Raw genomic sequence first — 22677 nt, forward strand, 5'->3', positions numbered from 1 at the left:
GTGGCTAGACGATCTGGACGGTCAGCGACGGCAGGCCGGTGATCTCGCCGACCAGCGTATCGCCGGCGACCACCGCCGCCACGCCCTCGGGCGTGCCGGTGAAGATCAGGTCGCCGGGCTGCAGTTCCCAGGCCGCCGACAGGTGTTCGATGGTCTCGGCCAGGTTCCAGATCAGTTTGCTCACGTTGCTGCGCTGGCGGTCGGTGCCGCCGACCTGCACCGAGATCTCGGCGTGCTCGATGTCGCCGGCCTGGGCCGCCGGCACGATCGGGCCGATCGGCGCGCTCTGCTCGAAGCTCTTGCCGATGTCCCAGGGCCGGCCCTGCTTCTTCATGTCGTTCTGCAGGTCGCGGCGCGTCATGTCGAGGCCGACGGCATAGCCGTAGATGTGCTTCATCGCGTCCGCGGCGGCGATGTTCCGGCCGCCGGTGCCGATGGCCGCGACCAGCTCGATCTCGTGGTGCAGGTTCTTGGTCAGCGTGGGGTAGTCCATGCGGCCGGTCGCACCGGCGTCGACCACCACCACGGCATCGGCCGGCTTCATGAAGAAGAAGGGCGGTTCGCGCCCGGTGAAACCCATTTCCTTGGCATGCTCTTCGTAGTTGCGGCCGACGCAGTAGATGCGGTGGACCGGAAAACGCGCGGCCTGGCCGACCACCGGGATCGACACGACCGGATGGGGGGTGAAAACAAACTCGGCAGTCATGGGGAAAGCGTCCTTTTTCAGCGAAACGGGAAGTGTGCCAGAGGGCAGCGCCGGTTGTCCGCGGTGGGACTGGGGGCAGGCGGCACGGCTATGCTTGCCGGATGATGAAGCTGCACAACTATTTCCGCTCCTCCGCGTCCTTCCGGGTGCGCATCGCGCTGAACCTCAAGGGCCTCGACTACGAGTACATCCCGGTGCACATCGCCCGCGGCGAGCACAAGACCGGCCCGTTCGCGGCGATCTCGCCCGACATGCTGGTGCCCCTGCTCGAGGACGACGGCGAGCGCTTCACGCAGTCGATGGCGATCATCGAATACCTGGACGAAATCCAGCCCGAGCCGCCGCTGCTGCCGCACGACCCGGTCGGCCGGGCCCGCGTCCGGGCGCTGTCGGAGTCGATCGCCTGCGAGATCCATCCGCTCAACAACCTGCGCGTGCTCAAGTACCTGGTGCGCGAACTCAAGCTCGACGACGACGCCAAGAACGGCTGGTACCGCCACTGGGTGCGCGAAGGCATGCTGGCCTTCGAGCGCCAGCTGGCCCTGCACCCCGCGAGCACCTACTGCTTCGGCGACACCCCCACCATGGCCGACTGCTGCCTGGTGCCGCAGGTCTTCAACGGCCAGCGCTTCGACTGCGACTTCAGCGGCCTGCCGCGCACCATGGCGGCCTTCGAGGCCTGCATGCAGCTCGATGCCTTCCAGCGGGCCCAGCCTTCGCGCTGTCCCGACGCCGAAGCGTGAGCATGTCCGATTGGCTGGCGCCCGACTGGCCGCTGCCCGCCGGCGTGCGGGCGCTCTGCACCACGCGCGAGGGCGGGGTCTCGGCGGGTGCCTGCCAGAGCCTCAACCTGGGCGACCATGTCGGCGACGATCCGGCCAGCGTGCGGACCAACCGGGCCCGGCTCGAGGCAGCGCTCGGCGCGCACCCGGTGTTCCTGCAGCAGGTGCACGGTACCGAGTTGCTAACGCTCGACGGCCGGACGGCCGACGGCGCTGCCGCCGACGCCTGCACCACGGTCGAGCCCGGCGTCGCCTGCACGATCATGGTCGCCGACTGCCTGCCGGTGCTGTTCACCGATGCGGCGGGCCGTCGCGTGGCGGCCGCGCATGCGGGCTGGCGCGGACTGGCCGCGGGCGTGCTCGAACAGACGGTTGCCGCCTTCGAGGGCGAGGGCGGCGCGCCGGCGCTCATGGCCTGGCTCGGGCCCTGCATCGGCCCGGACGCCTTCGAGGTCGGCGATGAAGTGCGCGCGGCCTTCGTCGCCGGTTCACCGGCGGCGAGCCGGTGCTTCCGCCCCGCCGGAACCCCGGGCAAGTGGATGGCCGACCTGGCCGGCCTGGCCCGCCAGCGGCTGCAGGCGGCCGGCGTCGCGCGGCTTCACGGCAACGACGGCAGCGAGGCCTGGTGCACGGTGCACAACCCGTTACGTTTTTTCTCGCACCGGCGCGACCGGGCCAGCGGCCGCTTCGCCGCCTGCATCTGGCGCCTCTGAATGGCCCCTGGCTGCCTCTGCGTGCGCTCGTACGGCTGCCTCTCGCTCGGCCGCCTCGCGGGCCTTGAGCGCCCTGCGACGGGCCGGCGTAGCCATCAGGTAAACCACCAGTGCCACCGGCAAAAGGCCGTAGAGTACAAAGGTAACGATCGCGCCGAGCACGGTGCCGGTGGTGTTGGTGGCTTCCGCAACGGCCATCATCAGGGCCACGTAGAGCCAGGCGATCACGACGAGGTGCATAGATGATGTTTTCAGGCAGGTATGACGGGCCGCGCTGGTGGGGCCCTGGCGAATACAGCATACTCAAAACCCGTATGCACGAGGCGAGGCAGAAGGAGACATCATGAAACACGCACAGGCCACCGGGGCCGAGACTTTCGCGCCCTTCCAGCAGGCGCTCACGCAGGGGTGGGAAAAAGCCCTCGAGTCCTTCCAGTCGCTCGGTGCCCAGGGCACGGCCTCGGCCGGCGCCCCCTGGAGCCAGATGCCCAAGCTGTCGTTCTCGGGCGAGAAGCTGCGCCAGCTGCAGGAGCAGTACGTCAGCGAAGCCAGCGCGCTCTGGCAGAACGGCTTCGCGGCCCAGGCCGGCGCCGACAAGCGCTTCGCCGGCGCGGCCTGGGGCGGCAATCCGGTCTCGTCTTTCTCGGCCGCCATCTACCTGCTGAACGCCCGCACCCTCATGGGCATGGCGGACGCGGTCGAAGCCGACGCCAAGACCCGCTCGCGCCTTCGCTTCGCGGTCGAGCAATGGATGGCGGCTTCGGCGCCGAGCAACTACCTGGCCTTCAATGCCGAAGCCCAGAAGAAGGCGCTCGAGACCCAGGGCGAGAGCATCGCCAAGGGCATCCAGAACCTGCTGCACGACCTGCAGCAGGGCCATGTCAGCATGACCGACGAAAGCGCCTTCGAGGTCGGCCGCAACGTCGGCACCACCGAAGGCGCGGTGGTGTTCGAGAACGACCTGTTCCAGCTGCTCGAATACAAGCCGCTGACCGCCAAGGTCTACGAGCGGCCGCTGCTGCTGGTGCCGCCGTGCATCAACAAGTTCTACATCCTCGACCTGCAGCCCGAGAATTCGCTGATCCGCTATGCGGTCGAGCAGGGGCACCGCGTCTTCGTCGTGAGCTGGCGCAACCCCGATGCGTCCATGGCGCACTACACCTGGGACCAGTACATCGAGGACGCCGCCATCAAGGCGATCCATGTCACCCAGGAGATCACCGGCCAGGACAAGGCGGGCGGCAAGATCGACACCCTCGGCTTCTGCGTCGGCGGCACCATCCTGAGCACCGCGCTGGCCGTGCTGGCGGCGCGCGGCGAGCAGCCGGCGGCCTCGGTCACCTTGCTGACCACCCTGCTCAACTTCACCGACACCGGGGTGCTCGACATCTTCATCGACGAGAACTTCGTCAAGTTCCGCGAAATGCAGATGGGGCAGGGCGGGCTGCTGCAGGGCGGCGAGCTGGCCTCCACCTTCAGCTTCCTGCGGCCCAACGACCTGGTCTGGAACTACGTGGTGGGCAACTACCTGAAGGGCGAGACGCCTCCGCCCTTCGACCTGCTCTACTGGAACAGCGACGCCACCAACCTGCCGGGGCCGATGTACTGCTGGTACTTGCGCAACACCTACCACGAGAACAAGCTCGCGGTGCCGGGCGCGCTCACGGTGGCGGGCGAGCAGGTCGACCTCGGCGCCATCGAGGCGCCGGTCTACATCTACGGCTCGCGCGAGGACCACATCGTGCCGATCGGCGGCGCCTATGCCTCGACCCAGGTGCTCAAGGGCAAGAAGCGCTTCGTCATGGGCGCCTCGGGCCACATCGCCGGCGTGATCAATCCGCCGGCGAAGAAAAAGCGCAGCCACTGGATCCGCGCCGACGGCAAGCTGCCGGCGACGCAGGCCGAGTGGCTGGCCGGCGCGACCGAGCATCCCGGCAGCTGGTGGACCGACTGGTCCGACTGGCTGAAGACCCACGCGGGCAAGCAGATCGCTGCCCCCAAGGCTTATGGCAAAGGCAGCGCCTACAAGGCGAGCGAGCCGGCGCCGGGCCGCTATGTCAAGGCGAAAGCCTGACCCTCACTTTTCCCGTCATATTTCAATCCACGCATCGGAGCACACCATGGAAGACATCGTCATCGTTTCAGCCGCACGTACCGCCGTGGGCAAATTCGGCGGATCGCTGGGCAGCATCCCGGCCACCGAACTCGGTGCCATCGTGATCAAGGAATTGCTGGCGCGCGCCAAGGTCGGCAGCGACCAGATCGGCGAAGTCATCATGGGCCAGGTGCTGACCGCGGGCAGCGGCCAGAATCCGGCGCGTCAGGCGCTGCTCAAGAGCGGCATCGCCAAGGAGACGCCGGCGCTGACCATCAACGCCGTCTGCGGCTCGGGCCTCAAGGCCGTGATGCTGGCGGCGCAGGCCGTGGCCACGGGCGACAGCGAGATCGTGATCGCCGGCGGCCAGGAGAGCATGAGCATGGCGCCGCACGTGCTGCCGAACTCGCGCAACGGCCAGCGCATGGGCGACTGGAAGCTGGTCGACTCGATGATCATCGACGGCCTGTGGGACGTCTACAACCAGTACCACATGGGCATCACGGCCGAGAACGTGGCCAAGAAGTACGACATCAGCCGTGCCGCGCAGGACGAGCTCGCGCTCGGCAGCCAGACCAAGGCCGCGGCGGCGCAGGACGCCGGCAAGTTCAAGGACGAGATCGTCGCCGTCAACATTCCGCAGAAGAAGGGCGACCCGATCGTCTTCGACAAGGACGAGTTCATCAACCGCAAGAGCACGGCCGAAGGCCTGGCTGCGCTGCGCCCGGCCTTCGACAAGGCCGGCGGCGTGACGGCCGGCAATGCCTCGGGCCTGAACGACGGCGCCGCCGCCGTGATGGTCATGACCGCCAAGAAGGCGGCCGCGCTGGGCCTGAAGCCGCTGGGCCGCATCGCCAGCTATGCCAGCACCGGCCTCGACCCGGCCTTCATGGGCATGGGCCCGGTGCCGGCGTCGCAGAAGGCGCTGCAGCGCGCCGGCTGGAAGCCGCAGGACCTCGACGTGCTCGAGATCAACGAGGCCTTCGCGGCCCAGGCCTGCGCGGTGAACCGCGAGATGGGCTGGGACATCAACAAGGTCAACGTGAACGGCGGTGCGATCGCCATCGGCCATCCGATCGGCGCGTCCGGCTGCCGCATCCTGGTGACGCTGCTGCACGAGATGCAGCGGCAGAACGCCAAGAAGGGCATCGCCTCGCTGTGCATCGGCGGCGGCATGGGCGTGGCCCTGACGATCGAGCGCTGAGCGTCTTGGACGACGCGCAGCTCTTTCGCCAGATCCGCGACGAGCTGTTCGTCGCCGCGGTGGGCGACGTGCTGGACACCATGGGTTTCCAGCACCAGTTCCTGCCGGCCGGCATCGCGCCGCTCGAGAAATCGATGCGCATCGTCGGCCGTGCCATGCCGGTGCTCGAGGCCGATGTCGTCAACGACGGCACGCGCTCGGCCGGGCCCCTGTCGGGCAAGCCCTTCGGCCTGATGCTGGAGGCGCTCGACGACCTGAAGCCGGGCGAGATCTACATCGCCACCGGTGCCTCGCTGCGCTATGCCCTGTGGGGCGGCCTGATGTCGACCCGGGCGCAGCACCTGAAGGCGGCCGGTGCCATCCTGGACGGCTACGTGCGGGACGCCGGCGAGATCGAGCGGCTCGGCTTCGACGTCTTCTGCCGCGGCACCTATGCGCAGGACCAGGGCGTGCGCGGCCAGGTCATCGACTACCGCTGCACGATCGAGATCGAGGGCGTGCGCATCGCGCCCGGTGACCTGCTGTTCGGCGACCGCGAGGGCGTGCTGGTGATCCCGCGCGCGGTCGAGCGCGAGGCGGTGGCCAAGGCCCTGGACAAGGTCCGCACCGAAAACAAGGTGGCCGACGCGATCCGCGGCGGCATGAGCGCCTGCGAGGCGCTGGCGACTTTCGGCGTGATGTGAGCGCCGGGCAGGGTGCGATCTGCGCATTCCTGCACAGGGTTTCCGAAAACCGAAGCCCGCCTTCCGAATTCGCCGATTGCGCGATCCCGGCGCAGCACCGACCATGCCCGTTCCACTCGGGAGACAACATGGAAACAAAGCTGAAGGCGCTGACCGGCGTCATCCTGGGCGCTGCCCTGGCCACCCTCCAGGCACCGGCCGCCGCGCAGGCCCCCTGGCCCGACAAGCCCGTCACGATGGTGGTGCCCTATTCGGCCGGCGGGCCCACCGACGTGGTCGCGCGCATGCTGGCGATCCCCATGGGCAAGTCGCTGGGCCAGACCGTCATCGTCGAGAACACGGTCGGCGCCGGCGGCACCATCGCGCCCGCGCGCGTGGCGCGGGCGGCACCGAACGGCTACACCATCCTGATCCATCACATGGGCATGGCGACCGCGCCGGCGCTCTACAAGAAGCTGTCGTACGACCCGCTGAAGGATTTCGAGTACGTCGGGCAGGTGCTCGACGTGCCGATGACCCTGCTGTCGCGCAAGGACTTCCCGGCCAGCAACTTCCAGGAACTGCTCGCCTACGTCAAGACGCACAAGGACAAGGTGTCGCTGGCCAATGCCGGCGTCGGCGCGGTGTCGCAGCTGTGCGGCCTGCTGTTCACGAGCCAGATCGGCGTCGAGCTGACCACGGTGCCCTACAAGGGCGCCGGACCGGCGCTCAACGATCTGATGGGCGGCCAGGTCGACCTGCTGTGCGACCAGACCACCCAGACCGCGCCGGTGATCAAGGAAGGCAACCGGGTCAAGGTCTTCGGCGTGACCACGCCCCAGCGCCTGTCGACGATGCCGAACATCCCGACCCTCGACGAGCAGGGCCTGAAGGGCTTCGACGTGCGCGTCTGGCACGGCGTCTATGCGCCGAAGGGCACGCCGCCGGCGGTGATCGACAAGATCAATGCCGCGCTGCGCATGGCGCTGCAGGACCCGGTGGTCAAGCAGCGCCTGGCCGACCTGAGCTCGGAGATCGTGCCGATGGACAAGGTCACGCCCGAGGCGCTGCGCAGCCATCTGACGGCCGAGGTCGCCAAGTGGGGCAAGGTGATCCGGGCCGCGGGCATCCAGGGGGAGTGATCAGTCCCCGAGCTCGATCATGACCGGCTGATGGTCGGAGGCCTGCGTCTGCAGGTCGACCTCGACCTTTCGCACCCGCGGCGCCAGCGAATCGCTCACGAAGACGAAGTCGCAGGCGACCGGATCGGGCCCATAAGTGCGGTCGAAGAGGCGGAAGGTCGGGTCCTGCGGCCGCTCGGGGTGGGCCAGCGGCCAGGCATCCTGCAGGCGTCTTGCGGGCGTGCCCCCGGCCGGCAGCGCCGGGTCGACGAAGGCCTGCACGATCTCGTCGTAGGCCGGGTCGCTTGCCGCCATGTTGAAGTCGCCGCACAGGATCGCCTGCGGCGAATGCGTCTTGGCTTGGAAAGGCGAGACTTCGCGCGGGTCGACGGGTGGCGCCGCGGCCTGCTCGCAGGCCTCCAGATGCAGCGCGCGCAGGGCCCGGGCCTGGGCCAGGCGCTGGCTCGGCGAGTAGTACTCGAGGTGGGTGGTCATCACGCGCAGCGAGCCCAGCTCGGGGCTGGTCAGCGTGACCACGGTGCACATGCGCGGCATGCTGCTCACGGTCGGATCGGCAGGCCAGGGCAGCACGTGGTGCGAGACGCGGGACACCGGCAGCCGGGTGGCGATCAGGTTGCCGAATCGCATCGGCCGGCCGTCGGCGCCGAACTCGTCGACCGCGGCGCCGAAGAACAGCCGGAAGCCCGGCAGCAGGGCCTGCAGTTCGGCCGGCTGGTCGCCGGGCTGGCCCGGCATGCCGTCGAAGCCCGAGGCGATCTCCTGCAGGCACAGCACGTCGAAGTCGGCCATGGCGCGCGCGCCGTCGACGATCCGCCGCGGACTGACGGCGTCGTCGAGGCCGCGGCACCATTGGGTGTTCCAGGTCACGAGTTTCATGGCGTTCCCATCAGCGTTGATGAGGGCGTTTTATCAGGTTGCTCCGACCCTGTTGCTGCTTGCGGCTGGGCATCGGCAGCATCGCCCCGCGCAGCCCCTCGATCGTCGAGCCGGCGCTGGCGACGAATTTCTCGAGGGCCGGACTGGTGCGGGCCGGATTCCAGACCAGCAAGGCCGGCGTGATGGCCGAGGCGCCCGTGAACGGCACGAAGCGGACGTTGTCGACGCGCGACCGCGCGAGCGAGCGCGGCACCAGCGACACCCCCAGCCCTTCGGCCACCATCGCCACGATGGTGAGCCACTGGCGCGCGGCATGGACCGTCTTCGGATGGACGCCGGCGCGGCTGAAGATGGCGATCACGTTGTCGTAGTTCGCCGGCGACACGTCGCGCGAGAACATCACGAAGCGCTCTTCGCACAGGTCGCCGAGGTCGACCGCCTTCGCGCCGGCGTAGCGGTGGGCGGCCGGCAGGCAGAGCACGAACTCGTCGTCGACCAGCGGCAGCGAGCGCAGCTGCGGCGGGACGACGAAGGCATTGAGAAAGCCCGCATCGAGCTGGCCGTGCAGCAGGCCCTGGAGCTGCTCCGCGGTCGACATCTCGTGCAGGATCAGTTCGATGCCGTGGGCGTCGGTGTCGAAGCGTTGCACGATGGCCGGCACGCCGCGGTAGACCAGGGAGCCGGCCATTCCGACGTCGAGCCGGCCGCGGCTGCCGCTGGCCACGGCCAGGGCGATCGACGAAGCCCGCGCGACGCGATCCAGGATCTGGCGGGCTTCCTCGAGAAAGGCGGAACCGGCCGGCGTCAGTTCGACGTGCTTGCTGCTGCGCAGCAGCAGCCGGACGCCCAGCTCTTCCTCCAGCGCCTTGATCGCCAGGCTCAAGGGCGGCTGGGTGATCGCCAGCCGGTCGGCGGCGCGTCCGAAATGGAGTTCTTCGGCCAGCACGGCAAAGTACCGGAGGGAATTCAGCTTCATCCGCAACGATTCTAGAAATGAATCGATCCAGCCACAATGTGAATTGGACGCAAATGATCATCGTCTCCAAGATCCGGGACGTCGCAATCCAGACGACGGACCTACAGGAGACAACCGCATGCATCCATTTCAACGGGCCCTGGCGCTGCTGGCCCTCGTCGGCTCGACGCTTGCCGCCGCGCAGGACTATCCCGCGGCGCCGATCACGATGGTGGTGCCGTTCGCGGCCGGCAGCGGCACGGACGCCGTCGCGCGCATCGTGGCGAAGCGGCTGGGCGAGCGGCTCAAGCAGCCGGTGCTGGTGGACAACAAGGCGGGCGCCAGTGCCCAGATCGGCGCCCAGTACGTCGCCAAGGCCAAGCCCGACGGCTACACGCTGTTCATGACCACGAACACTTCGCATTCGGCCAACCCGGCACTGTTCGCCAACCTGAAGTACGACCCGATCAAGGACTTCACGCCGATCGCCCGCGTGGGCGAGCTGCCCTTCGCGGTGGTCGTGGGCTCGAAGCTGCCCGTGAACAGCATGAAGGAGCTGATCGACTACGCCAAGGCGAACCCGGGCAAGCTCTCCTATGCGACGCCGAACAGCACCTCGCTGGCGGCCGCCGAGACCATCAAGCGGATCGCCGGCATCGACATGCTCGGCATACCCTACAAGTCCAGCCCGCAGGCCTTGACGGACCTGATGGGCGGGCAGGTGCAGATGTATGTCGCCGACCTCGGCTCCAGCATGTCGATGATCAAGGCCGGCAGCGTCCGGGCGCTGGCGGTGACGACCAAGGGGCCGGTCAAGTCGCTGCCCGGCGTGGCGCCCGTGGCCGACACGGTCAAGGGCTTCGACCTGACGTCCTGGAACGGCGTCCTCGGGCCGGCCGGCATGCCCCGGCCCGTCGTGGAGCGGCTGGACGCCGAGCTCCGGCAGGTGCTGGCCGAAAAGGAAGTGCAGGACCAGCTCGCGCAGCTCGGCTTCGAAGTCTGGCCCAGCAGCGGCCCGGACGATTTCGCGAAGTACGTGGCCGACCAGCTCGCGCACTGGACCGCGCTGATCAAGCAGGCCGGCATCCGCCAGGAATAGCCATGAAGCAGCAAGCAGATCGCACGCGCCGCGGCCCGCTCTCGGGTGTGCGCGTGCTCGACATGACTTCGGTGGTCATGGGGCCGTATGCGACCCAGATCCTGGCCGAACTGGGCGCCGACGTCATCAAGGTGGAGAGCCGCGAGGGCGACAACATGCGCCACGTCGGGCCCATGAAGAATCCCGGCATGGGGCACATCTTCCTGCACGCCAATGCAGGCAAGCGCAGCATCGCCCTCGACCTGAAAGCCGACGATGGGCGCGAGGCGGTGCTGAAGCTCGCCGAGGGCTGCGACGTGCTCGTCAGCAACGTGCGGCCGAAGGCGATGGCACGCCTGGGCCTGCACTACGAAGCCGTCAAGGAGCGCAGTCCGCGGATCATCTACGTGAACTGCTGCGGCTTCGACCAGGACGGGCCCGATGCGGCGCGGCCGGCCTATGACGACCTGATCCAGGGCGCCACGGGCGTGCCGTGGCTCATGCAGCAGTACGGCGCGCCCGAGCCGATCTATGCGCCGACGACGCTCTGCGATCGCGTCACCGGCCTGCATGCGGTCTACGCCGTGACCGCGGCACTGTATGCGCGCAGCCAGACGGGGCAGGGGCAAGCGGTGAGCGTGCCCATGTTCGAGTCGATGTCGCAGTTCATCCTGGGCGACCACATGGCCGGACTGAGCTTCGATCCGCCGCGGGGCGAGCCCGGCTATGCACGGCTGCTGACTCCCCACAGGAAGCCGTACGCCACGCGGGATGGGCGCCTGTGCGTGCTGATCTACAACGACAAGCACTGGCGCAGCTTCTTCGAGGCCATCGGGGAGAGCGACGGCCTCGGGGCCGATCCGCGCTTCGCGACGCACGGCGCGCGCGCGGCCCACATCGACGCCGTCTATGCCGAGGTCTCGCGGATCATGCGCACGCGCACGACGGCCGAGTGGCGGGCGCTGCTCGATGCGGCGGACGTTCCCAACATGCCGATGAACAGCCCGGCCGACCTGCTGGCGAACGCACAGCTGCGTGCGACCGGATTCCTGCGCCAGACCCTGCATCCGACGGAGGGGCTGCTGCACGTGATGGCGCCGCCGACGAAGTGGTCCGCGACCCCTCCCGAGCGCGAGCCCGCGCCCGCGCCGCGCCTGGGGGAGCACACCGTCGAACTGCTGCGCGAGGCCGGCTATTCGGATACCGCTGTCCGCGGACTCCTGGCCAGCGGCGCCTGCACGGCGCCGAGCACCTGATCATGAATCCGATCATGAAACCGAAGTACCTGGTCCGCAGCCAGGACGTCCCGAGCTACCGGCCCGCCAATCACCACCACACGAGCAATCAGCGCCTCATCGGCCCGGAAACCACGGGCGCACGTCAGATGGAGGTGGTGCTCGGCACCTTGCAGAAGGGCGGCGGCGCATTGCCGCACGCGCACCCGGGCGTCGAGCAGGCCTGCCACCTGCTGGAGGGCACGGCGCATGTGGAGGTGGCGGGCGAAGCCTTCGACATGGCAGCCGGCGACACCTGCTTCTTTCCGGCCGACGCCATGCACGTCTTCCAGGTGACCAGCGACACCCCGGTCAAGCTGCTGGTGATCTACAGCCCGCCCTACGCAGAGTCGCCGGACAAGCTTCGCCGGCCCGCCCACGATTGAATCAGGAGACCCCCATGAACTTCAGCCTCACACCGGAGCAGGAACAGATCCGCAACGCCATCGAAAAGGTCTGCGCGCCTTTCGATGCCGACTACTGGCTGCGCAAGGATCGCGAGGGCGGCTTTCCGGCCGACTTCCACAGTGCGCTCGCCGAGTCGGGCTGGCTCGGCATCGCGATGCCGCAAGAGCATGGCGGCGCGGGGCTCGGCATCAGCGACGCGGCACTGATGATGCACACCATCTCCGCGACCGGCGCGGGCTTGTCGGGTGCGTCCGCGGTCCACATGAACATCTTCGGCCTGCATCCCGTGGTCGTCTTCGGGACCGACGAGCAGAAGCGCCGCTGGCTGCCGCCGCTGATCCAGGGCAAGGACCGCGCATGCTTCGGCGTGACCGAGCCGAACACGGGCCTGAACACCCTCAAGCTGAAGACACGGGCTGTCCGCGAAGGCGACCACTACGTGGTGCACGGGCAGAAGGTCTGGATCAGCACGGCCCAGGTCGCGAACAAGATCCTGCTGCTGGCGCGCACCACGCCGGTCGAGGACTGCACGGGCACCGAGGGCCTGAGTCTCTTCTACACGGACCTGGACCGCTCGAAGGTCGAGGTCCGCGAGATCGAGAAGCTGGGCCGCAAGTGCGTCGATTCGAACCAGGTCTTCATCGACGGCCTTCGGATCCCGGTCGAGGACCGGGTGGGCGAGGAAGGCAAGGGATTCAGCTACATCCTGCATGGCCTGAACCCCGAGCGCATCCTGATCGCGTCGGAGGCGATCGGCCTGGGCCGCGCCGCGCTGGAGCGCGCCGCCAACTATGCCAACGAGCGCGAAGTGTTCGGCCGCCCGATCGGCATGAACCAGGCGATCCAGCATCCGCTGGCGAGGTCGTGGATGGAACTCGAGGCGGCGCACCTGATGGTGCAGAAGGCCGCCTGGCTCTACGACCAGCAGCTGCCCTGCGGCGCCGAGGCCAACAGCGCGAAGTTCCTCGCTGCGGAAGCCTGCTATGGCGCCTGCGAGAACGCGATCCTGACGCACGGCGGCATGGGCTACGCGAAGGAGTACCACGTCGAACGCTACCTGCGCGAAGCCTGGATCCCGCGCCTGGCGCCCGTGAGTCCGCAGCTGATCCTCTGCTTCATCGCCGAGAAGGTGCTCGGCCTGCCGAAGTCCTATTGAGCTTTCACTTGATGCCGGCGCGCATGAAGCTCTGCACGAACTGCCGCTGGAACAGCAGGAAGGCGATCAGCAGCGGCGCCGAAGTCATCAGCGTGGCGGCCGTGATGACCGACCAGTCGACGCCCTGGTCGACCGACGAGAACACCTGCAGGCCCACGGTCAGCGGCCGCGCGTTGACGCTGTTGGTGATGATCAGCGGCCAGAGGAAATTATTCCAGTGGAAGCTCACCGACACCAGCGCGAAGGCGGTGTAGACCGGCCGGGCGAGCGGCACGTAGACGCGCCACAGCGTCTGCAGCGCGCTGGCGCCCTCGACCCGCGCGGCCTCGTCGAGCTCCTTCGGAATGCCCATGAAGGTCTGGCGCAACAGGAAGATCGCGAAGGCCGAGGCGTAGTAGGGCAGGCCGATGGCCAGCAGCGTGTCGACCAGGCCGAGCTTCGCCATGGTCTTGTAGTTTTCGACCAGCAGGATGTCCGGCATGATCATCAACTGCACCAGCACCAGGGCGAAGGCGACGCCGCGGCCCTTGAACCGGTAGCGCGCGAAGGCAAAGGCCGCGAGCGTGCCCAGCACCAGTTGCACCACCAGCACCATCGCCACCAGCAGCGTGGTGTTGAGGAAGTAGCGCGCGAACGGCGCGGCCTCCCAGGCGCGGCGGAAGTTGTCGAGCGTGAGCGGCGCCGCGAGCGCGAAGCGGGTCGAGAATTCGGCCGGGTGGAAGGCGGTCCAGACCGCGTAGGCCAGCGGCAGGATCCACAGCAGCGCGAGCAGCCAGGCGGCCAGCGTGTCGAGCAGCGTGGGCTCGTTGTAGGCCAGGCGTTGGGCCGGCGCGCTCACTTGTAGTGCACCTTGCGGTCGAGCACGAAGAACTGGAACAGCGCGATGCCGGCCAGCACCACCACCAGCACCACGGTGATCGCCGAGGCGTAGGCCGTGTCCCAGAAGCTGAAGCCCACCTCGTACAGGTGGTAGAGCAGCAGGATCGAGGCGTTGTCGGGCCCGCCGCGGGTCAGCACGAACAGGTGGTCGACCATCCGGAAGGCGTTGATGAAGGCATTGACCAGCACGAACAGCGTGGTCGGCATCAGGAGCGGCCACTGCACCCGGCGGAAGAAATACCAGCGCGAGGCGCCTTCGATCGCCGCCGCCTCGCGCAGGCTCGGATTGAGGCTCTGCAGCGCCGCCAGGTAGAAGATCATGAAGAAACCGGCCTCTTTCCAGATCGCCACCAGCGTGACCGCGCCGAGTGCCGTCGCCGGGCTGCCGAGCCAGTTGTGCGAGGGCAGGCCCAGCGCGCCGGTGATCTGCTCGAGCAGGCCGTATTGCGGCGTGTAGAAAAACAGCCAGATGTTGGCCACCGCGATCATCGGCAGCACCGTCGGCGTGAAGTAGGCCATGCGCAGGAAGGCGCGGCCCGCGATGCGCTCGTTGACCCACAGCGCCATCACCAGCGCCAGCGCTATCGACATCGGAATGGTCGCGCCCGCGAACCAGAGGTTGTTGCGCACCGCCTTCCAGAACACCGGGTCGCCGACCATGACCTGGTAGTTCTCGAGCCCGACCCAGACGCCGGCGCGGCTGCCCTTGGGCGTCGAGTAGAAGCTGTCGACCAGCGTCGAGACCGCCGGCCAGTGCGTGAACGCGACCAGCAGCACCAGCGCCGGCAACAGCAGCAGCCAGGCGTGCGCCGCCTCGCGGGCGGTGCTGCTGCCGGCGGTGGTGCCTTGCCTCACTTGGACGCGCGCAGGATCCGGTCGGCCTCGCGCTGCGCGTCCTGCATGGCCTGCGCCGGCGTCTTGCTGCCGGTCAGCGCGGCCTGCAGCCCGTCGTTGAGCGCCTTGGTCACGCGCTGGTTGTCGTGGGTGGAGAACTCGGCGACCGACACCGGCAGCTGGTCGCGCGCCACCAGTGCGGCGGGGAAGTCGCGGCCGTCCTTGCGCAGCGTGTCGGTCTCGTAGGCGGCCGGCGAGACGGCGACGTAGCCGGTGTCCATGCTCCATTGCGCAGCCCGCTCGGGCTGGGTGATCCACTTGATGAACTTGAAGGCGGCATCCTGCTGCGCCGGCGTCGACTTCTTGAAGATGTAGAAGTTGCCGCCGCCGGTGGGCGAGCCCTTGCGCTTGTTGCCCGGGATCATGCCGACGCCGAAGTCGAACTTGGCGTTGGCCTTGATGTTGGTCAGGTTGCCGGTGGTGGTGTAGATGATGGCGGCCTTCTTCTCGAAGAAGTCCTTGGGCGTGGTGCCCCACTCGACCACGCCGGGCGGGTGGATGCCGGCCTTGCCGAGGTCGACCCAGTACTGAAGCGCCTCGATCACCTTGGGATCGTCGAACTTCACGGCGGTGCCAGCCTCGTTGGCGAGGATGGCGTCGTTCGGCGTCGTCAGGGTCTGGAACAGCCAGTAGGGGAAGCCGCTCGACGGGATCTGCACCCCCCATTGCGTGACCTTGCCGCTGGCGTCCTTCCTGGTCAGCTGGGTGGCGGCGTCTTTCAGCTCGGCCCAGGTGGCCGGCGGCTTGTTCAGGTCGAGCCCGGCTTCCTTGAACAGCTCCTTGTTCCAGTACATGACCACGGTCGAGCGCTGGAACGGAATGCCCCAGGTCTTGCCGCCGGTCTGGCTGTTCATCATGAAGGCCTTGTAGAAGCCGCCCAGCCAGGCCTTGTCCTCGGCCGTCTTCACGAAGTCGTCGAAGGGGACGATCGCCTCCTCGTCGATCAGCGTGAACATGTCGGTCGACAGCAGCACCGAGGTGACCGGCGGCGTGCCCGACTTGTGCGCGGTCAGGGCCTTGACGATGGTCTCCTGGTAGGTGCCGGCGTAGATCGGCGAGACCTTCACGCCCGGGTTCTCCTTCATGAAGCCGGCCGCGAAGCCGTCGATGGTCTTGGCGATCGGGCCGCCGACCGCGACCGGGTAGTAGAACTGGAGCTCTACCGGTGCCTGGGCGTGCACGAGGCCGGTGCCGGCGCCGAACAGGCCGCCAGCGGCCAGCAGGGGCAGGGCCAGGCCCCGGACGAAAGTCTTGCGTTTCATGGTCTTCTTCCTCGGGAGTGAAATTCAGTCGATGCGGTGGCCGGCGGCATCGAAGCCGTGGCTGTCTTCGGGCGCCCAGTACAGGCCGACCTGGTCGCCCGGCGCGGCCTCGCAGCCGCCCGCGGTGCGCACCAGCAGCACCTGGCTGCCGATCGCGCAGCGCAGCACCAGGTCGGCGCCCAGGTATTCGAGGCCCCGGACCGTGGCAGGGATGCCGCGCGGAGCGAGCGCGATGGCTTCCGGCCGGACGCCGAGCATCGCGGCGTCATGGCCGGTGGCGACCTCGCTGCCGGCGATGCAGCCGCCTTCCAGCGCCACCAGGTTCATGGCCGGGGTGCCGATGAAGCGGGCCGCGAAGGTGGTGGCGGGGCGGGCGTAGAGCGTGCGCGGCAGGCCGGCCTGCTCGATGCGGCCGCGATTCAGCAGAACCACCTGGTCGGCCATGCTCATGGCCTCGGTCTGGTCGTGGGTGACGTAGACCACCGTCAGCCCAAGCTGGCGCTGCAGCTCGCGCAGCTCGCGCCGCATGTCCTGGCGCAATTGGGCGTCCAGGTTGGACAGCGGTTCATCCATGAGACAGACCTTGGCCTGCGCCACCAGCGCCCGGCCCAGGGCCACCCGCTGCTGCTGGCCGCCCGAGAGCTGCGAGGGCTTGCGATCGAGCAGGGCGTCGAGGCCCAGCAGGGCGGCGACCTCGCGCAGCCGGCGCGCGCTTTCGGCCGCCGGCGTCTTTCGCACCGACAGGCCGAAGCCGATGTTGTCGGCCACGCTCAGGTGCGGGAAGAGGGCGTAGTTCTGGAACACCATCGCGATCCCGCGCTGGGCCGGCGGCAGGGCGGTGACGTCGCGGCCGTCGATGACCACCCGGCCTTCGGTGGCGGTTTCCAGCCCGGCCAGGATCCGCAGCGTGGTCGACTTGCCGCAGCCGGACGGGCCGAGCAGCACGCAGAATGAGCCGGGTTCGATTTGCAGGTTGACCGACTGCAGGGCGGTGGCGTCGCCCCATGATTTGGCGATGTCGATCAGCTCGATAGAGGACATCGACTCAGTATATGGACGGCTTGTGACACCCGGTTGCATTGAGGGGTCAGTGTTTTCCTCATCGGGCGGGCTCCAAAAACTTCGATAAAGTGGTCAACGCCTGTTCAGGCTCGCAAATACCAAGGAAACTTCATGAGCAAAAAAGTCGCATACGTCACCGGGGGCATGGGGGGCATCGGAACGGCCATTTGCCAGCGCCTGGCCAAGGACGGTTTCACCGTCATCGCCGGCTGCGGCCCCACCCGCGATCACGCCAAATGGCTGGCGGAGCAGAAGGCCGAGGGCTACGAGTTCCATGCCTCGGTCGGCAACGTCGGAGACTGGCAGTCCACCGTCGAGGCCTTCACCAAGGCCAAGGCCGAGCACGGCAGCATCGACGTCCTGGTCAACAACGCGGGTATCACGCGCGACCGGATGTTCCTCAAGATGACACCGGAAGACTGGAGCTCGGTGATCGAGACCAACCTCAACAGCATGTTCAACGTCACCAAGCAGGTGGTCGGCGACATGGTCGAAAAGGGCTGGGGCCGGATCATCAACATCAGCTCTGTCAACGGCGCCAAGGGGCAGGCCGGGCAGACCAACTATTCGGCCGCCAAGGCCGGCATGCACGGCTTCACGATGGCGCTGGCACAGGAGCTCGCCGCCAAGGGCGTGACCGTCAACACCGTCAGCCCGGGCTACATCGGTACCGACATGGTGAAGGCGATCCGCCAGGAAGTGCTCGACAAGATCGTCGGCACGATCCCGGTCAAACGCCTCGGCGAGCCGAGCGAGATCGCCTCCATCATCGCGTGGCTGGCGACCGACGAAGGCGGGTATTCCACCGGGGCCGACTTCTCGGTCAATGGTGGGCTCCACATGCACTGAGGCGCCGCCACGGATGACGCTGCGAAAAAACCCGCCACGGCGGGTTTTTTCATGTGCGCGGCGCGTGCGCCGGTTCCTGTCTCCCATTCCAAACACACCACATCTGGAGATCACCGCATGACACCCACACCGATGCCAGCCACCCTGCCAGCGAAGCCCCCCATCTACAAGTCCCTCTATGTCCAGGTCATCACCGCGGTGATCATCGGCGTGCTGCTCGGCCACTTCTACCCCGCGCTCGGCGAATCGATGAAGCCGCTGGGCGACGGCTTCATCAAGCTGATCAAGATGATGATCGCGCCGATCATCTTCTGTACCGTGGTGGTCGGCATCGCGGGCATGGAGGACATGAAGAAGGTCGGCAAGACCGGCGGCCTGGCGCTGCTGTACTTCGAGATCGTGAGCAGCATCGCGCTGGTGGTCGGGCTGGTGCTGGTCAACCTGCTCAAGCCGGGTGCCGGCATGAACATCGATCCGGCGTCGCTGGACACCCGGGCGCTGGCCGCCTACACCGGGCCGGGCAAGATGGAGGGCACGGTCGACTTCCTGATGCACGTCATCCCGAACACCCTGGTCGATGCCTTCGCCAAGGGCGAGATCCTGCAGGTGCTGCTGATCGCGGTGCTGTTCGGCTTCGCGCTGCACCGCTTCGGCGGCCGCGGCACGCTGGTGTTCGATGTCATCGAGAAGGGCTCGCACGTGCTCTTCGTGATCGTCAACTACATCATGAAGCTGGCGCCGATCGGTGCCTTCGGCGCCATGGCCTTCACGATCGGCAAGTACGGCATCGGCTCGCTGTTCTCCCTCGGCAAGCTGATGGGCACCTTCTACCTGACCTGCCTGCTGTTCATCTTCGTGGTGCTCGGCACGATCGCCCGGCTGCACGGATTCAGCATCTGGAAGTTCATCAAGTACATCAAGGAAGAACTGCTGATCGTGCTGGGCACCTCGTCGTCCGAGTCGGTGCTGCCGCGGATGATGGAGAAGTTGGAGAACCTGGGCGCCAACAAGACCACCGTCGGCCTGGTGATCCCGACCGGCTACTCGTTCAATCTCGACGGCACCTCGATCTATCTGACGATGGCGGCAGTTTTCATCGCCCAGGCGACCAACACGCCGATGACGCTGATGCAGGAGATCACGCTGCTCGGTGTGCTGCTGCTGACTTCGAAGGGCGCCGCGGGCGTGACCGGCAGCGGCTTCATCGTGCTGGCGGCCACGCTGTCGGCGGTCGGCCATGTGCCGGTGGCGGGCCTGGCGCTGATTCTCGGCATCGACCGCTTCATGTCCGAGGCACGGGCGCTGACCAACCTGATCGGCAATGGCGTCGCCACCCTGGTGGTCGCCAAGTGGACCGACGCGCTGGACATGGAGCGCCTGCAGGCCGGGCTCAACAACGAGACCTGGATCGAGGCCCAGGAGCCCGAGGTGCTGATCAACGCCCGTACGGAAAAGATGGCCTCGTGACCTTGCCGGGGTGTCGTTCTTGCAGAATGCAAGTCGATGCCCCACAGCGTTTCACTGATCAACACCATCGCCGCCGGCCTCGGCCTGGCGCTGGTGCTCGGCTTCCTGGCGACGCGGCTGCGGCTGCCGGCGCTGGTCGGCTACCTGCTGGCGGGCGTGATCATCGGGCCGTTCACCCCGGGCTTCGTCGCCGACGCCGGCATCGCCGCCCAGCTCGCCGAGATCGGCGTGATGCTGCTGATGTTCGGCGTCGGCCTTCATTTCTCGCTCGACGACCTGCTGGCCGTGCGCAAGGTCGCGCTGCCGGGCGCGCTGGTGCAGATGGCGGTGGCGACGCTGTTCGGTGCCGGGCTCGCCAGCTGGTGGGGCTGGAGTCCGGGCGGGGCGCTGGTGTTCGGGCTGGCGCTCTCGGTGGCCAGCACGGTGGTGCTGCTGCGCGCGCTCGAGAGCCTGGGCATCCTGGAGACCTTCACCGGCCGGATCGCTGTCGGCTGGCTGGTGGTGGAAGACCTGGCGATGGTGCTGGTGCTGGTGCTGCTGCCGCCGCTCGCGGGCGCGCTGGACGGTGCCGCGCCGGTCGACACCGGCGCGCCGGTCTGGCAGACGCTGGGCCTCACGCTGCTGCAGGTCGGCGGCTTCGTGCTGCTGATGCTGGTGGTCGGCCGGCGGCTGTTCCCGTGGATCCTGTGGCAGGTGGCGCGCACCAACTCGCGCGAGCTCTTCACGCTCTGCGTGGTGGCGGCCGCGGTCAGCATCGCCTTCGCCTCGGCGGCGCTGTTCGGCGTCTCGTTCGCGCTGGGCGCCTTCTTCGCCGGCGTGGTGATGCGCGAGTCCGAGTTCAGCCACCGCGCCGCCCAGGAGTCGCTGCCGCTGCGCGATGCCTTCGCGGTGCTGTTCTTCGTCTCGGTCGGCATGCTGTTCGACCCGGCGGTGCTGATCGAGCGGCCGTTGCAGGTGCTGGCGGTGGTGCTGGTGATCGTGGTCGGCAAGTCGGTCGCGGCCTGTGCCCTGGTGCTGCTGCTGCGCTACCCGCTGGGCACCGCGCTCACGGTCAGCGCCAGCCTGGCCCAGATCGGCGAGTTCTCCTTCATCCTGGCGGCGCTCGGCGGCTCGCTCGGGCTGCTGCCGCCCGAGGGCCAGAGCCTGCTGCTGGCCGGGGCGCTGATCTCGATCGCCAGCAATCCGCTCTGGTTCAGCCTGATCGGGCCGGTGCAGCAGTGGCTGCACGCGCATTCGTCCTTCGCGCGCGGGCTGGCGTCGCGCGACGATCCGCTGGCCGAACTGCCGATGCACACCGAGGCCAGGTACCTCTCGCGCCAGGTGGTGCTGGTGGGCTACGGCCGCGTCGGCCGGCGCATCGCGGCCGCGCTGGCGGCGCACGACATTCCGTTCGTGGTGGCCGAGCAGAACCGCGCCATCGTGGAGCAGCTGCGCGGCGAGGGCATGGCGGCGGTGTGGGGCGATGCGGCCGATCCCGCGGTGCTGATCCAGGCCCACATCGCGCGCGCCCGGGTGCTGGTGATCGCCACCGCGGATGCGATCAACGTGCGTCAGATGATCGAGGCGGCGCGGACCCTGAATCCGTCGATCGAGACCGTGATCCGAAGCCACAACGAGGACGAGGCACGCCTCCTGACCCAGCAGGACGCGGTCACGGTCTGCCTGGGCGAGCAGGAACTGGCGCAGGCGATGGCCCGCACCGTGCTGCTGCGCGCGGCCGGCACCTGAGCTCGAGGCGCCGCCTTCAGTTCAGAGATCCTCGATCACCAGCATCCGGTAGCGCTGGGCGATCGAGAACGTCACCATGCGCACATGCTCCATCAAGCGGTTCGCGGCGGCCTCGTCGCGAGTCTTGACCAAGAGCGCCGTGTGCCCTTCGCGCGCCAGCTTGGTGTAGGCGCGGACCGTGGCGGCGTCGGTGCCGGCCGAGGGCAGCGGGCTGTCGCCATCGCGGACGGTGGGCGTGATCTGCTCCAGCACGACGTGGGGCGGAATCAGGTATATCTCGTCGCCGCTGAAACCGTTCTCGAGCAGCCGATGGCCCACGACGCTGGCGTCCGTTGCATCCGGAAACATTACGAAGGTATGACCGGTAGGGTAAAAGGCGCCGCCCACGGCCGCGGTCATGTGGGGGTCCAGGGTGAAGTGCTTCATGTCTCCTCCTTGCGGGTTGGACGCTTCAGCTTAGGTCGCCTGCGCAGGGAGGGGTGTAGGCGAAGCCCCCTGGCTCAAGTTGCAATCCGCATACAAATACGCATTTGGCGCACAGAGTGCTTGCGTTTTTAATTACTAGTAGTCACATTTGCAACGATTCGTGAAATTGTGACTAGGCGTTGTCGATGGCGCTGCATAGGATCGATTCGTCCGATCCCCAAGCCCTCCCAACTCCATGCCCCAATTGCGGAATATCGCGCTGACCGTGCAAGAACTCGAAGAGGGCGAGTTCTATTGGGTGTTGCTGGAAGCCAGCGACTACGTGATGGATGAAGCACTTCCCTATCTGCCCATCGAGGCGGCCATGGACCCGCACTCGACCTATGCCAATGCCCTGGTGGCCGGTGTGGCGGCGGTCCGGAAGATGTTCGGCAAGGCGGGGCCGCGCTCTTGAGCGCCGCGGCCCCCGGATCGGGAGCGACCATGCAGAAAATTGGCGCGGCGTTGGCCGCCGGCGGCGCGGGCCTGGCGGTCGTGGCGTGGTTCTACCGGCCGTCGACCTCGGCCGAATGGGCGGCCTGGGTGCAGACCGTGGGCGTGCTGCTGGCGATCGCCTGGGCGGCGCGGCTGCAGCTCCAGGGCTCCCGGCAAGGGCTTCGGCAGGCCGCCCAGGTGGCGGTCATGTTCGCCAACAACATGCACTGGGTGTTCCGCGAGCTCAACGATGCCTGCGTGAAGCGCAGCTGGGCCGACTACGCGGTGCACCGGCGCGTCCTCGAGGAGATCCTGGCCCAGGGGCGGGAGGTCACCTTGCAACTGCTGGACGGACGCTCGCTGGCGATGGTGAGCAGCCTGCGCAGCATCGCCGTCGAGGCACTGGAAATCACTGAGGCCCATACCGCCGCCGGCAGCTGGCCGCAGCTGCAGCTTTATTTCGACCGCCGGCTGCCGAGCATCGCGGCCTGGCTGTCGGCCACCGGCCATCCGCCGGAAAGCAGCGGGCCGACGGACTATGCGGGGCTGCGGACTTCGTTCGGGCCCATCGGCGGGTCGTGAGCG

At 67.9% G+C, this 22677-nt stretch carries 24 protein-coding genes; 15 read left to right on the forward strand and 9 right to left on the reverse strand.

Features of this window, described 5'->3' with window-relative positions; translation table 11 throughout:
* Positions 1 to 4: 4 nt before the first annotated feature.
* Positions 5 to 706 carry a fumarylacetoacetate hydrolase family protein gene (locus QTI17_RS10225; protein ID WP_286524283.1) on the reverse strand — a complete coding sequence of 234 codons (702 nt, stop codon included), beginning with the start codon at positions 704 to 706 and terminating at the stop codon, positions 5 to 7.
* A gap of 104 nt (positions 707 to 810) precedes the next feature.
* Between QTI17_RS10225 and maiA the strand changes: the two genes are divergently transcribed.
* On the forward strand, positions 811 to 1449 hold the full coding sequence (gene maiA, locus QTI17_RS10230; protein WP_286524864.1) for a maleylacetoacetate isomerase: 639 nt from the start codon (positions 811 to 813) through the stop codon (positions 1447 to 1449).
* Positions 1450 to 1451: 2 nt separating this feature from the next.
* The gene (pgeF, locus tag QTI17_RS10235) at positions 1452 to 2201 is read left to right on the forward strand and encodes a peptidoglycan editing factor PgeF (RefSeq protein ID WP_286532887.1); all 750 of its coding nucleotides are present in this window, start codon (positions 1452 to 1454) and stop codon (positions 2199 to 2201) included.
* Here the strand turns inward: pgeF and QTI17_RS10240 are convergent.
* Positions 2133 to 2441 carry a hypothetical protein gene (locus QTI17_RS10240; RefSeq protein ID WP_286532888.1) on the reverse strand — a complete coding sequence of 103 codons (309 nt, stop codon included), beginning with the start codon at positions 2439 to 2441 and terminating at the stop codon, positions 2133 to 2135. The genes pgeF and QTI17_RS10240 overlap by 69 nt on opposite strands.
* Before the next feature lie 103 nt (positions 2442 to 2544).
* Between QTI17_RS10240 and QTI17_RS10245 the strand changes: the two genes are divergently transcribed.
* The 4 genes from QTI17_RS10245 (at position 2545) to QTI17_RS10260 (ending at position 7304) form a co-directional block, all read left to right on the forward strand.
* Positions 2545 to 4275: a PHA/PHB synthase family protein gene (locus tag QTI17_RS10245; RefSeq protein ID WP_286532889.1), complete on the forward strand. Its 1731-nt coding sequence runs from the start codon at positions 2545 to 2547 to the stop codon at positions 4273 to 4275.
* 46 nt (positions 4276 to 4321) lie between these two features.
* Entirely contained in the window at positions 4322 to 5500 is a 1179-nt protein-coding gene (locus QTI17_RS10250) for an acetyl-CoA C-acetyltransferase (protein ID WP_286532890.1), read from the forward strand.
* Between the two features lie 5 nt (positions 5501 to 5505).
* A complete protein-coding gene (locus QTI17_RS10255; RefSeq protein ID WP_286532891.1) occupies positions 5506 to 6183 on the forward strand; it encodes an RraA family protein in 678 nt (225 codons plus the stop codon).
* A 128-nt stretch (positions 6184 to 6311) separates the two neighbouring features.
* Positions 6312 to 7304, forward strand: coding sequence for a tripartite tricarboxylate transporter substrate-binding protein (locus QTI17_RS10260; protein ID WP_286532892.1), 993 nt, complete (start codon positions 6312 to 6314; stop codon positions 7302 to 7304).
* On the opposite strand, the gene QTI17_RS10265 is transcribed toward QTI17_RS10260, so the two are convergent.
* Positions 7305 to 8180, reverse strand: a complete 876-nt coding sequence (locus QTI17_RS10265; RefSeq protein WP_286532893.1) for an endonuclease/exonuclease/phosphatase family protein — start codon at positions 8178 to 8180, stop codon at positions 7305 to 7307.
* A gap of 10 nt (positions 8181 to 8190) precedes the next feature.
* Entirely contained in the window at positions 8191 to 9156 is a 966-nt protein-coding gene (locus QTI17_RS10270) for a LysR family transcriptional regulator (protein ID WP_286532894.1), read from the reverse strand.
* Between the two features lie 118 nt (positions 9157 to 9274).
* On the opposite strand from QTI17_RS10270, the gene QTI17_RS10275 reads away from it, so the two are divergent.
* Genes QTI17_RS10275 through QTI17_RS10290 form a run of 4 tightly spaced genes read left to right on the forward strand, consistent with a single transcriptional unit; the run spans position 9275 to position 13051 of the window.
* The gene (locus QTI17_RS10275; RefSeq protein WP_286532895.1) at positions 9275 to 10234 is read left to right on the forward strand and encodes a Bug family tripartite tricarboxylate transporter substrate binding protein; all 960 of its coding nucleotides are present in this window, start codon (positions 9275 to 9277) and stop codon (positions 10232 to 10234) included.
* Positions 10235 to 10236: 2 nt separating this feature from the next.
* Positions 10237 to 11469 (forward strand): CaiB/BaiF CoA transferase family protein, encoded by a 1233-nt coding sequence (locus QTI17_RS10280; protein ID WP_286532896.1) that lies wholly within the window; start codon positions 10237 to 10239, stop codon positions 11467 to 11469.
* A gap of 14 nt (positions 11470 to 11483) precedes the next feature.
* Complete coding sequence (locus QTI17_RS10285; RefSeq protein WP_286532897.1) at positions 11484 to 11873, forward strand: cupin domain-containing protein; 390 nt, start codon at positions 11484 to 11486, stop codon at positions 11871 to 11873.
* A 14-nt stretch (positions 11874 to 11887) separates the two neighbouring features.
* Positions 11888 to 13051, forward strand: coding sequence for an acyl-CoA dehydrogenase family protein (locus tag QTI17_RS10290; RefSeq protein ID WP_286532898.1), 1164 nt, complete (start codon positions 11888 to 11890; stop codon positions 13049 to 13051).
* A gap of 4 nt (positions 13052 to 13055) precedes the next feature.
* Here the strand turns inward: QTI17_RS10290 and QTI17_RS10295 are convergent, their stop codons facing one another.
* The 4 genes from QTI17_RS10295 to QTI17_RS10310 are packed head-to-tail and all read right to left on the reverse strand — an operon-like array spanning position 13056 to position 17127.
* Entirely contained in the window at positions 13056 to 13889 is an 834-nt protein-coding gene (locus tag QTI17_RS10295) for a carbohydrate ABC transporter permease (RefSeq protein WP_503011034.1), read from the reverse strand.
* Positions 13886 to 14785: a carbohydrate ABC transporter permease gene (locus tag QTI17_RS10300; protein ID WP_286532899.1), complete on the reverse strand. Its 900-nt coding sequence runs from the start codon at positions 14783 to 14785 to the stop codon at positions 13886 to 13888. Before QTI17_RS10300 ends, QTI17_RS10295 begins: the two co-directional genes overlap by 4 nt.
* Positions 14782 to 16086 carry an ABC transporter substrate-binding protein gene (locus QTI17_RS10305; protein WP_286532901.1) on the reverse strand — a complete coding sequence of 435 codons (1305 nt, stop codon included), beginning with the start codon at positions 16084 to 16086 and terminating at the stop codon, positions 14782 to 14784. Before QTI17_RS10305 ends, QTI17_RS10300 begins: the two co-directional genes overlap by 4 nt.
* Positions 16087 to 16110: 24 nt before the next feature.
* Positions 16111 to 17127, reverse strand: coding sequence for an ABC transporter ATP-binding protein (locus tag QTI17_RS10310; protein WP_286532902.1), 1017 nt, complete (start codon positions 17125 to 17127; stop codon positions 16111 to 16113).
* 132 nt (positions 17128 to 17259) lie between these two features.
* Here QTI17_RS10310 and phbB point away from each other — a divergent pair, with 132 nt between their 5' ends.
* The 3 genes from phbB (at position 17260) to QTI17_RS10325 (ending at position 21192) form a co-directional block, all read left to right on the forward strand.
* On the forward strand, positions 17260 to 17997 hold the full coding sequence (gene phbB / locus QTI17_RS10315; RefSeq protein WP_286367376.1) for an acetoacetyl-CoA reductase: 738 nt from the start codon (positions 17260 to 17262) through the stop codon (positions 17995 to 17997).
* Between the two features lie 117 nt (positions 17998 to 18114).
* Positions 18115 to 19464 carry a dicarboxylate/amino acid:cation symporter gene (locus QTI17_RS10320; RefSeq protein WP_286532904.1) on the forward strand — a complete coding sequence of 450 codons (1350 nt, stop codon included), beginning with the start codon at positions 18115 to 18117 and terminating at the stop codon, positions 19462 to 19464.
* A 36-nt stretch (positions 19465 to 19500) separates the two neighbouring features.
* Positions 19501 to 21192: a cation:proton antiporter domain-containing protein gene (locus QTI17_RS10325; RefSeq protein ID WP_286532906.1), complete on the forward strand. Its 1692-nt coding sequence runs from the start codon at positions 19501 to 19503 to the stop codon at positions 21190 to 21192.
* A 21-nt stretch (positions 21193 to 21213) separates the two neighbouring features.
* Here the strand turns inward: QTI17_RS10325 and QTI17_RS10330 are convergent, their stop codons facing one another.
* Positions 21214 to 21618 carry a hypothetical protein gene (locus QTI17_RS10330; RefSeq protein WP_286532908.1) on the reverse strand — a complete coding sequence of 135 codons (405 nt, stop codon included), beginning with the start codon at positions 21616 to 21618 and terminating at the stop codon, positions 21214 to 21216.
* Between the two features lie 235 nt (positions 21619 to 21853).
* Here QTI17_RS10330 and QTI17_RS10335 point away from each other — a divergent pair, with 235 nt between their 5' ends.
* Both QTI17_RS10335 and QTI17_RS10340 read left to right on the forward strand, forming a co-directional pair.
* Positions 21854 to 22072 (forward strand): hypothetical protein, encoded by a 219-nt coding sequence (locus tag QTI17_RS10335; RefSeq protein WP_286532910.1) that lies wholly within the window; start codon positions 21854 to 21856, stop codon positions 22070 to 22072.
* 29 nt (positions 22073 to 22101) lie between these two features.
* Complete coding sequence (locus tag QTI17_RS10340; RefSeq protein ID WP_286532912.1) at positions 22102 to 22674, forward strand: hypothetical protein; 573 nt, start codon at positions 22102 to 22104, stop codon at positions 22672 to 22674.
* Positions 22675 to 22677: the final 3 nt, after the last annotated feature.

It is taken from the genome of Variovorax sp. J31P179, assembly GCF_030316985.1.
Taxonomy (GTDB): Bacteria; Pseudomonadota; Gammaproteobacteria; order Burkholderiales; family Burkholderiaceae_C; genus Variovorax; species Variovorax ginsengisoli_B.

Coding starts and splice junctions, on each gene's coding strand:
- QTI17_RS10225 (WP_286524283.1), bottom strand. CDS start 706: ATGACTGCCGAGTTTGTTTTCACCCCCCATCCGGTCGTGTCGATCCCG.
- maiA (WP_286524864.1), top strand. CDS start 811: ATGAAGCTGCACAACTATTTCCGCTCCTCCGCGTCCTTCCGGGTGCGC.
- pgeF (WP_286532887.1), top strand. CDS start 1,452: ATGTCCGATTGGCTGGCGCCCGACTGGCCGCTGCCCGCCGGCGTGCGG.
- QTI17_RS10240 (WP_286532888.1), bottom strand. CDS start 2,441: ATGCACCTCGTCGTGATCGCCTGGCTCTACGTGGCCCTGATGATGGCC.
- QTI17_RS10245 (WP_286532889.1), top strand. CDS start 2,545: ATGAAACACGCACAGGCCACCGGGGCCGAGACTTTCGCGCCCTTCCAG.
- QTI17_RS10250 (WP_286532890.1), top strand. CDS start 4,322: ATGGAAGACATCGTCATCGTTTCAGCCGCACGTACCGCCGTGGGCAAA.
- QTI17_RS10260 (WP_286532892.1), top strand. CDS start 6,312: ATGGAAACAAAGCTGAAGGCGCTGACCGGCGTCATCCTGGGCGCTGCC.
- QTI17_RS10265 (WP_286532893.1), bottom strand. CDS start 8,180: ATGAAACTCGTGACCTGGAACACCCAATGGTGCCGCGGCCTCGACGAC.
- QTI17_RS10270 (WP_286532894.1), bottom strand. CDS start 9,156: ATGAAGCTGAATTCCCTCCGGTACTTTGCCGTGCTGGCCGAAGAACTC.
- QTI17_RS10275 (WP_286532895.1), top strand. CDS start 9,275: ATGCATCCATTTCAACGGGCCCTGGCGCTGCTGGCCCTCGTCGGCTCG.
- QTI17_RS10280 (WP_286532896.1), top strand. CDS start 10,237: ATGAAGCAGCAAGCAGATCGCACGCGCCGCGGCCCGCTCTCGGGTGTG.
- QTI17_RS10285 (WP_286532897.1), top strand. CDS start 11,484: ATGAAACCGAAGTACCTGGTCCGCAGCCAGGACGTCCCGAGCTACCGG.
- QTI17_RS10290 (WP_286532898.1), top strand. CDS start 11,888: ATGAACTTCAGCCTCACACCGGAGCAGGAACAGATCCGCAACGCCATC.
- QTI17_RS10305 (WP_286532901.1), bottom strand. CDS start 16,086: ATGAAACGCAAGACTTTCGTCCGGGGCCTGGCCCTGCCCCTGCTGGCC.
- QTI17_RS10310 (WP_286532902.1), bottom strand. CDS start 17,127: ATGTCCTCTATCGAGCTGATCGACATCGCCAAATCATGGGGCGACGCC.
- phbB (WP_286367376.1), top strand. CDS start 17,260: ATGAGCAAAAAAGTCGCATACGTCACCGGGGGCATGGGGGGCATCGGA.
- QTI17_RS10320 (WP_286532904.1), top strand. CDS start 18,115: ATGACACCCACACCGATGCCAGCCACCCTGCCAGCGAAGCCCCCCATC.
- QTI17_RS10325 (WP_286532906.1), top strand. CDS start 19,501: ATGCCCCACAGCGTTTCACTGATCAACACCATCGCCGCCGGCCTCGGC.
- QTI17_RS10330 (WP_286532908.1), bottom strand. CDS start 21,618: ATGAAGCACTTCACCCTGGACCCCCACATGACCGCGGCCGTGGGCGGC.
- QTI17_RS10335 (WP_286532910.1), top strand. CDS start 21,854: ATGCCCCAATTGCGGAATATCGCGCTGACCGTGCAAGAACTCGAAGAG.
- QTI17_RS10340 (WP_286532912.1), top strand. CDS start 22,102: ATGCAGAAAATTGGCGCGGCGTTGGCCGCCGGCGGCGCGGGCCTGGCG.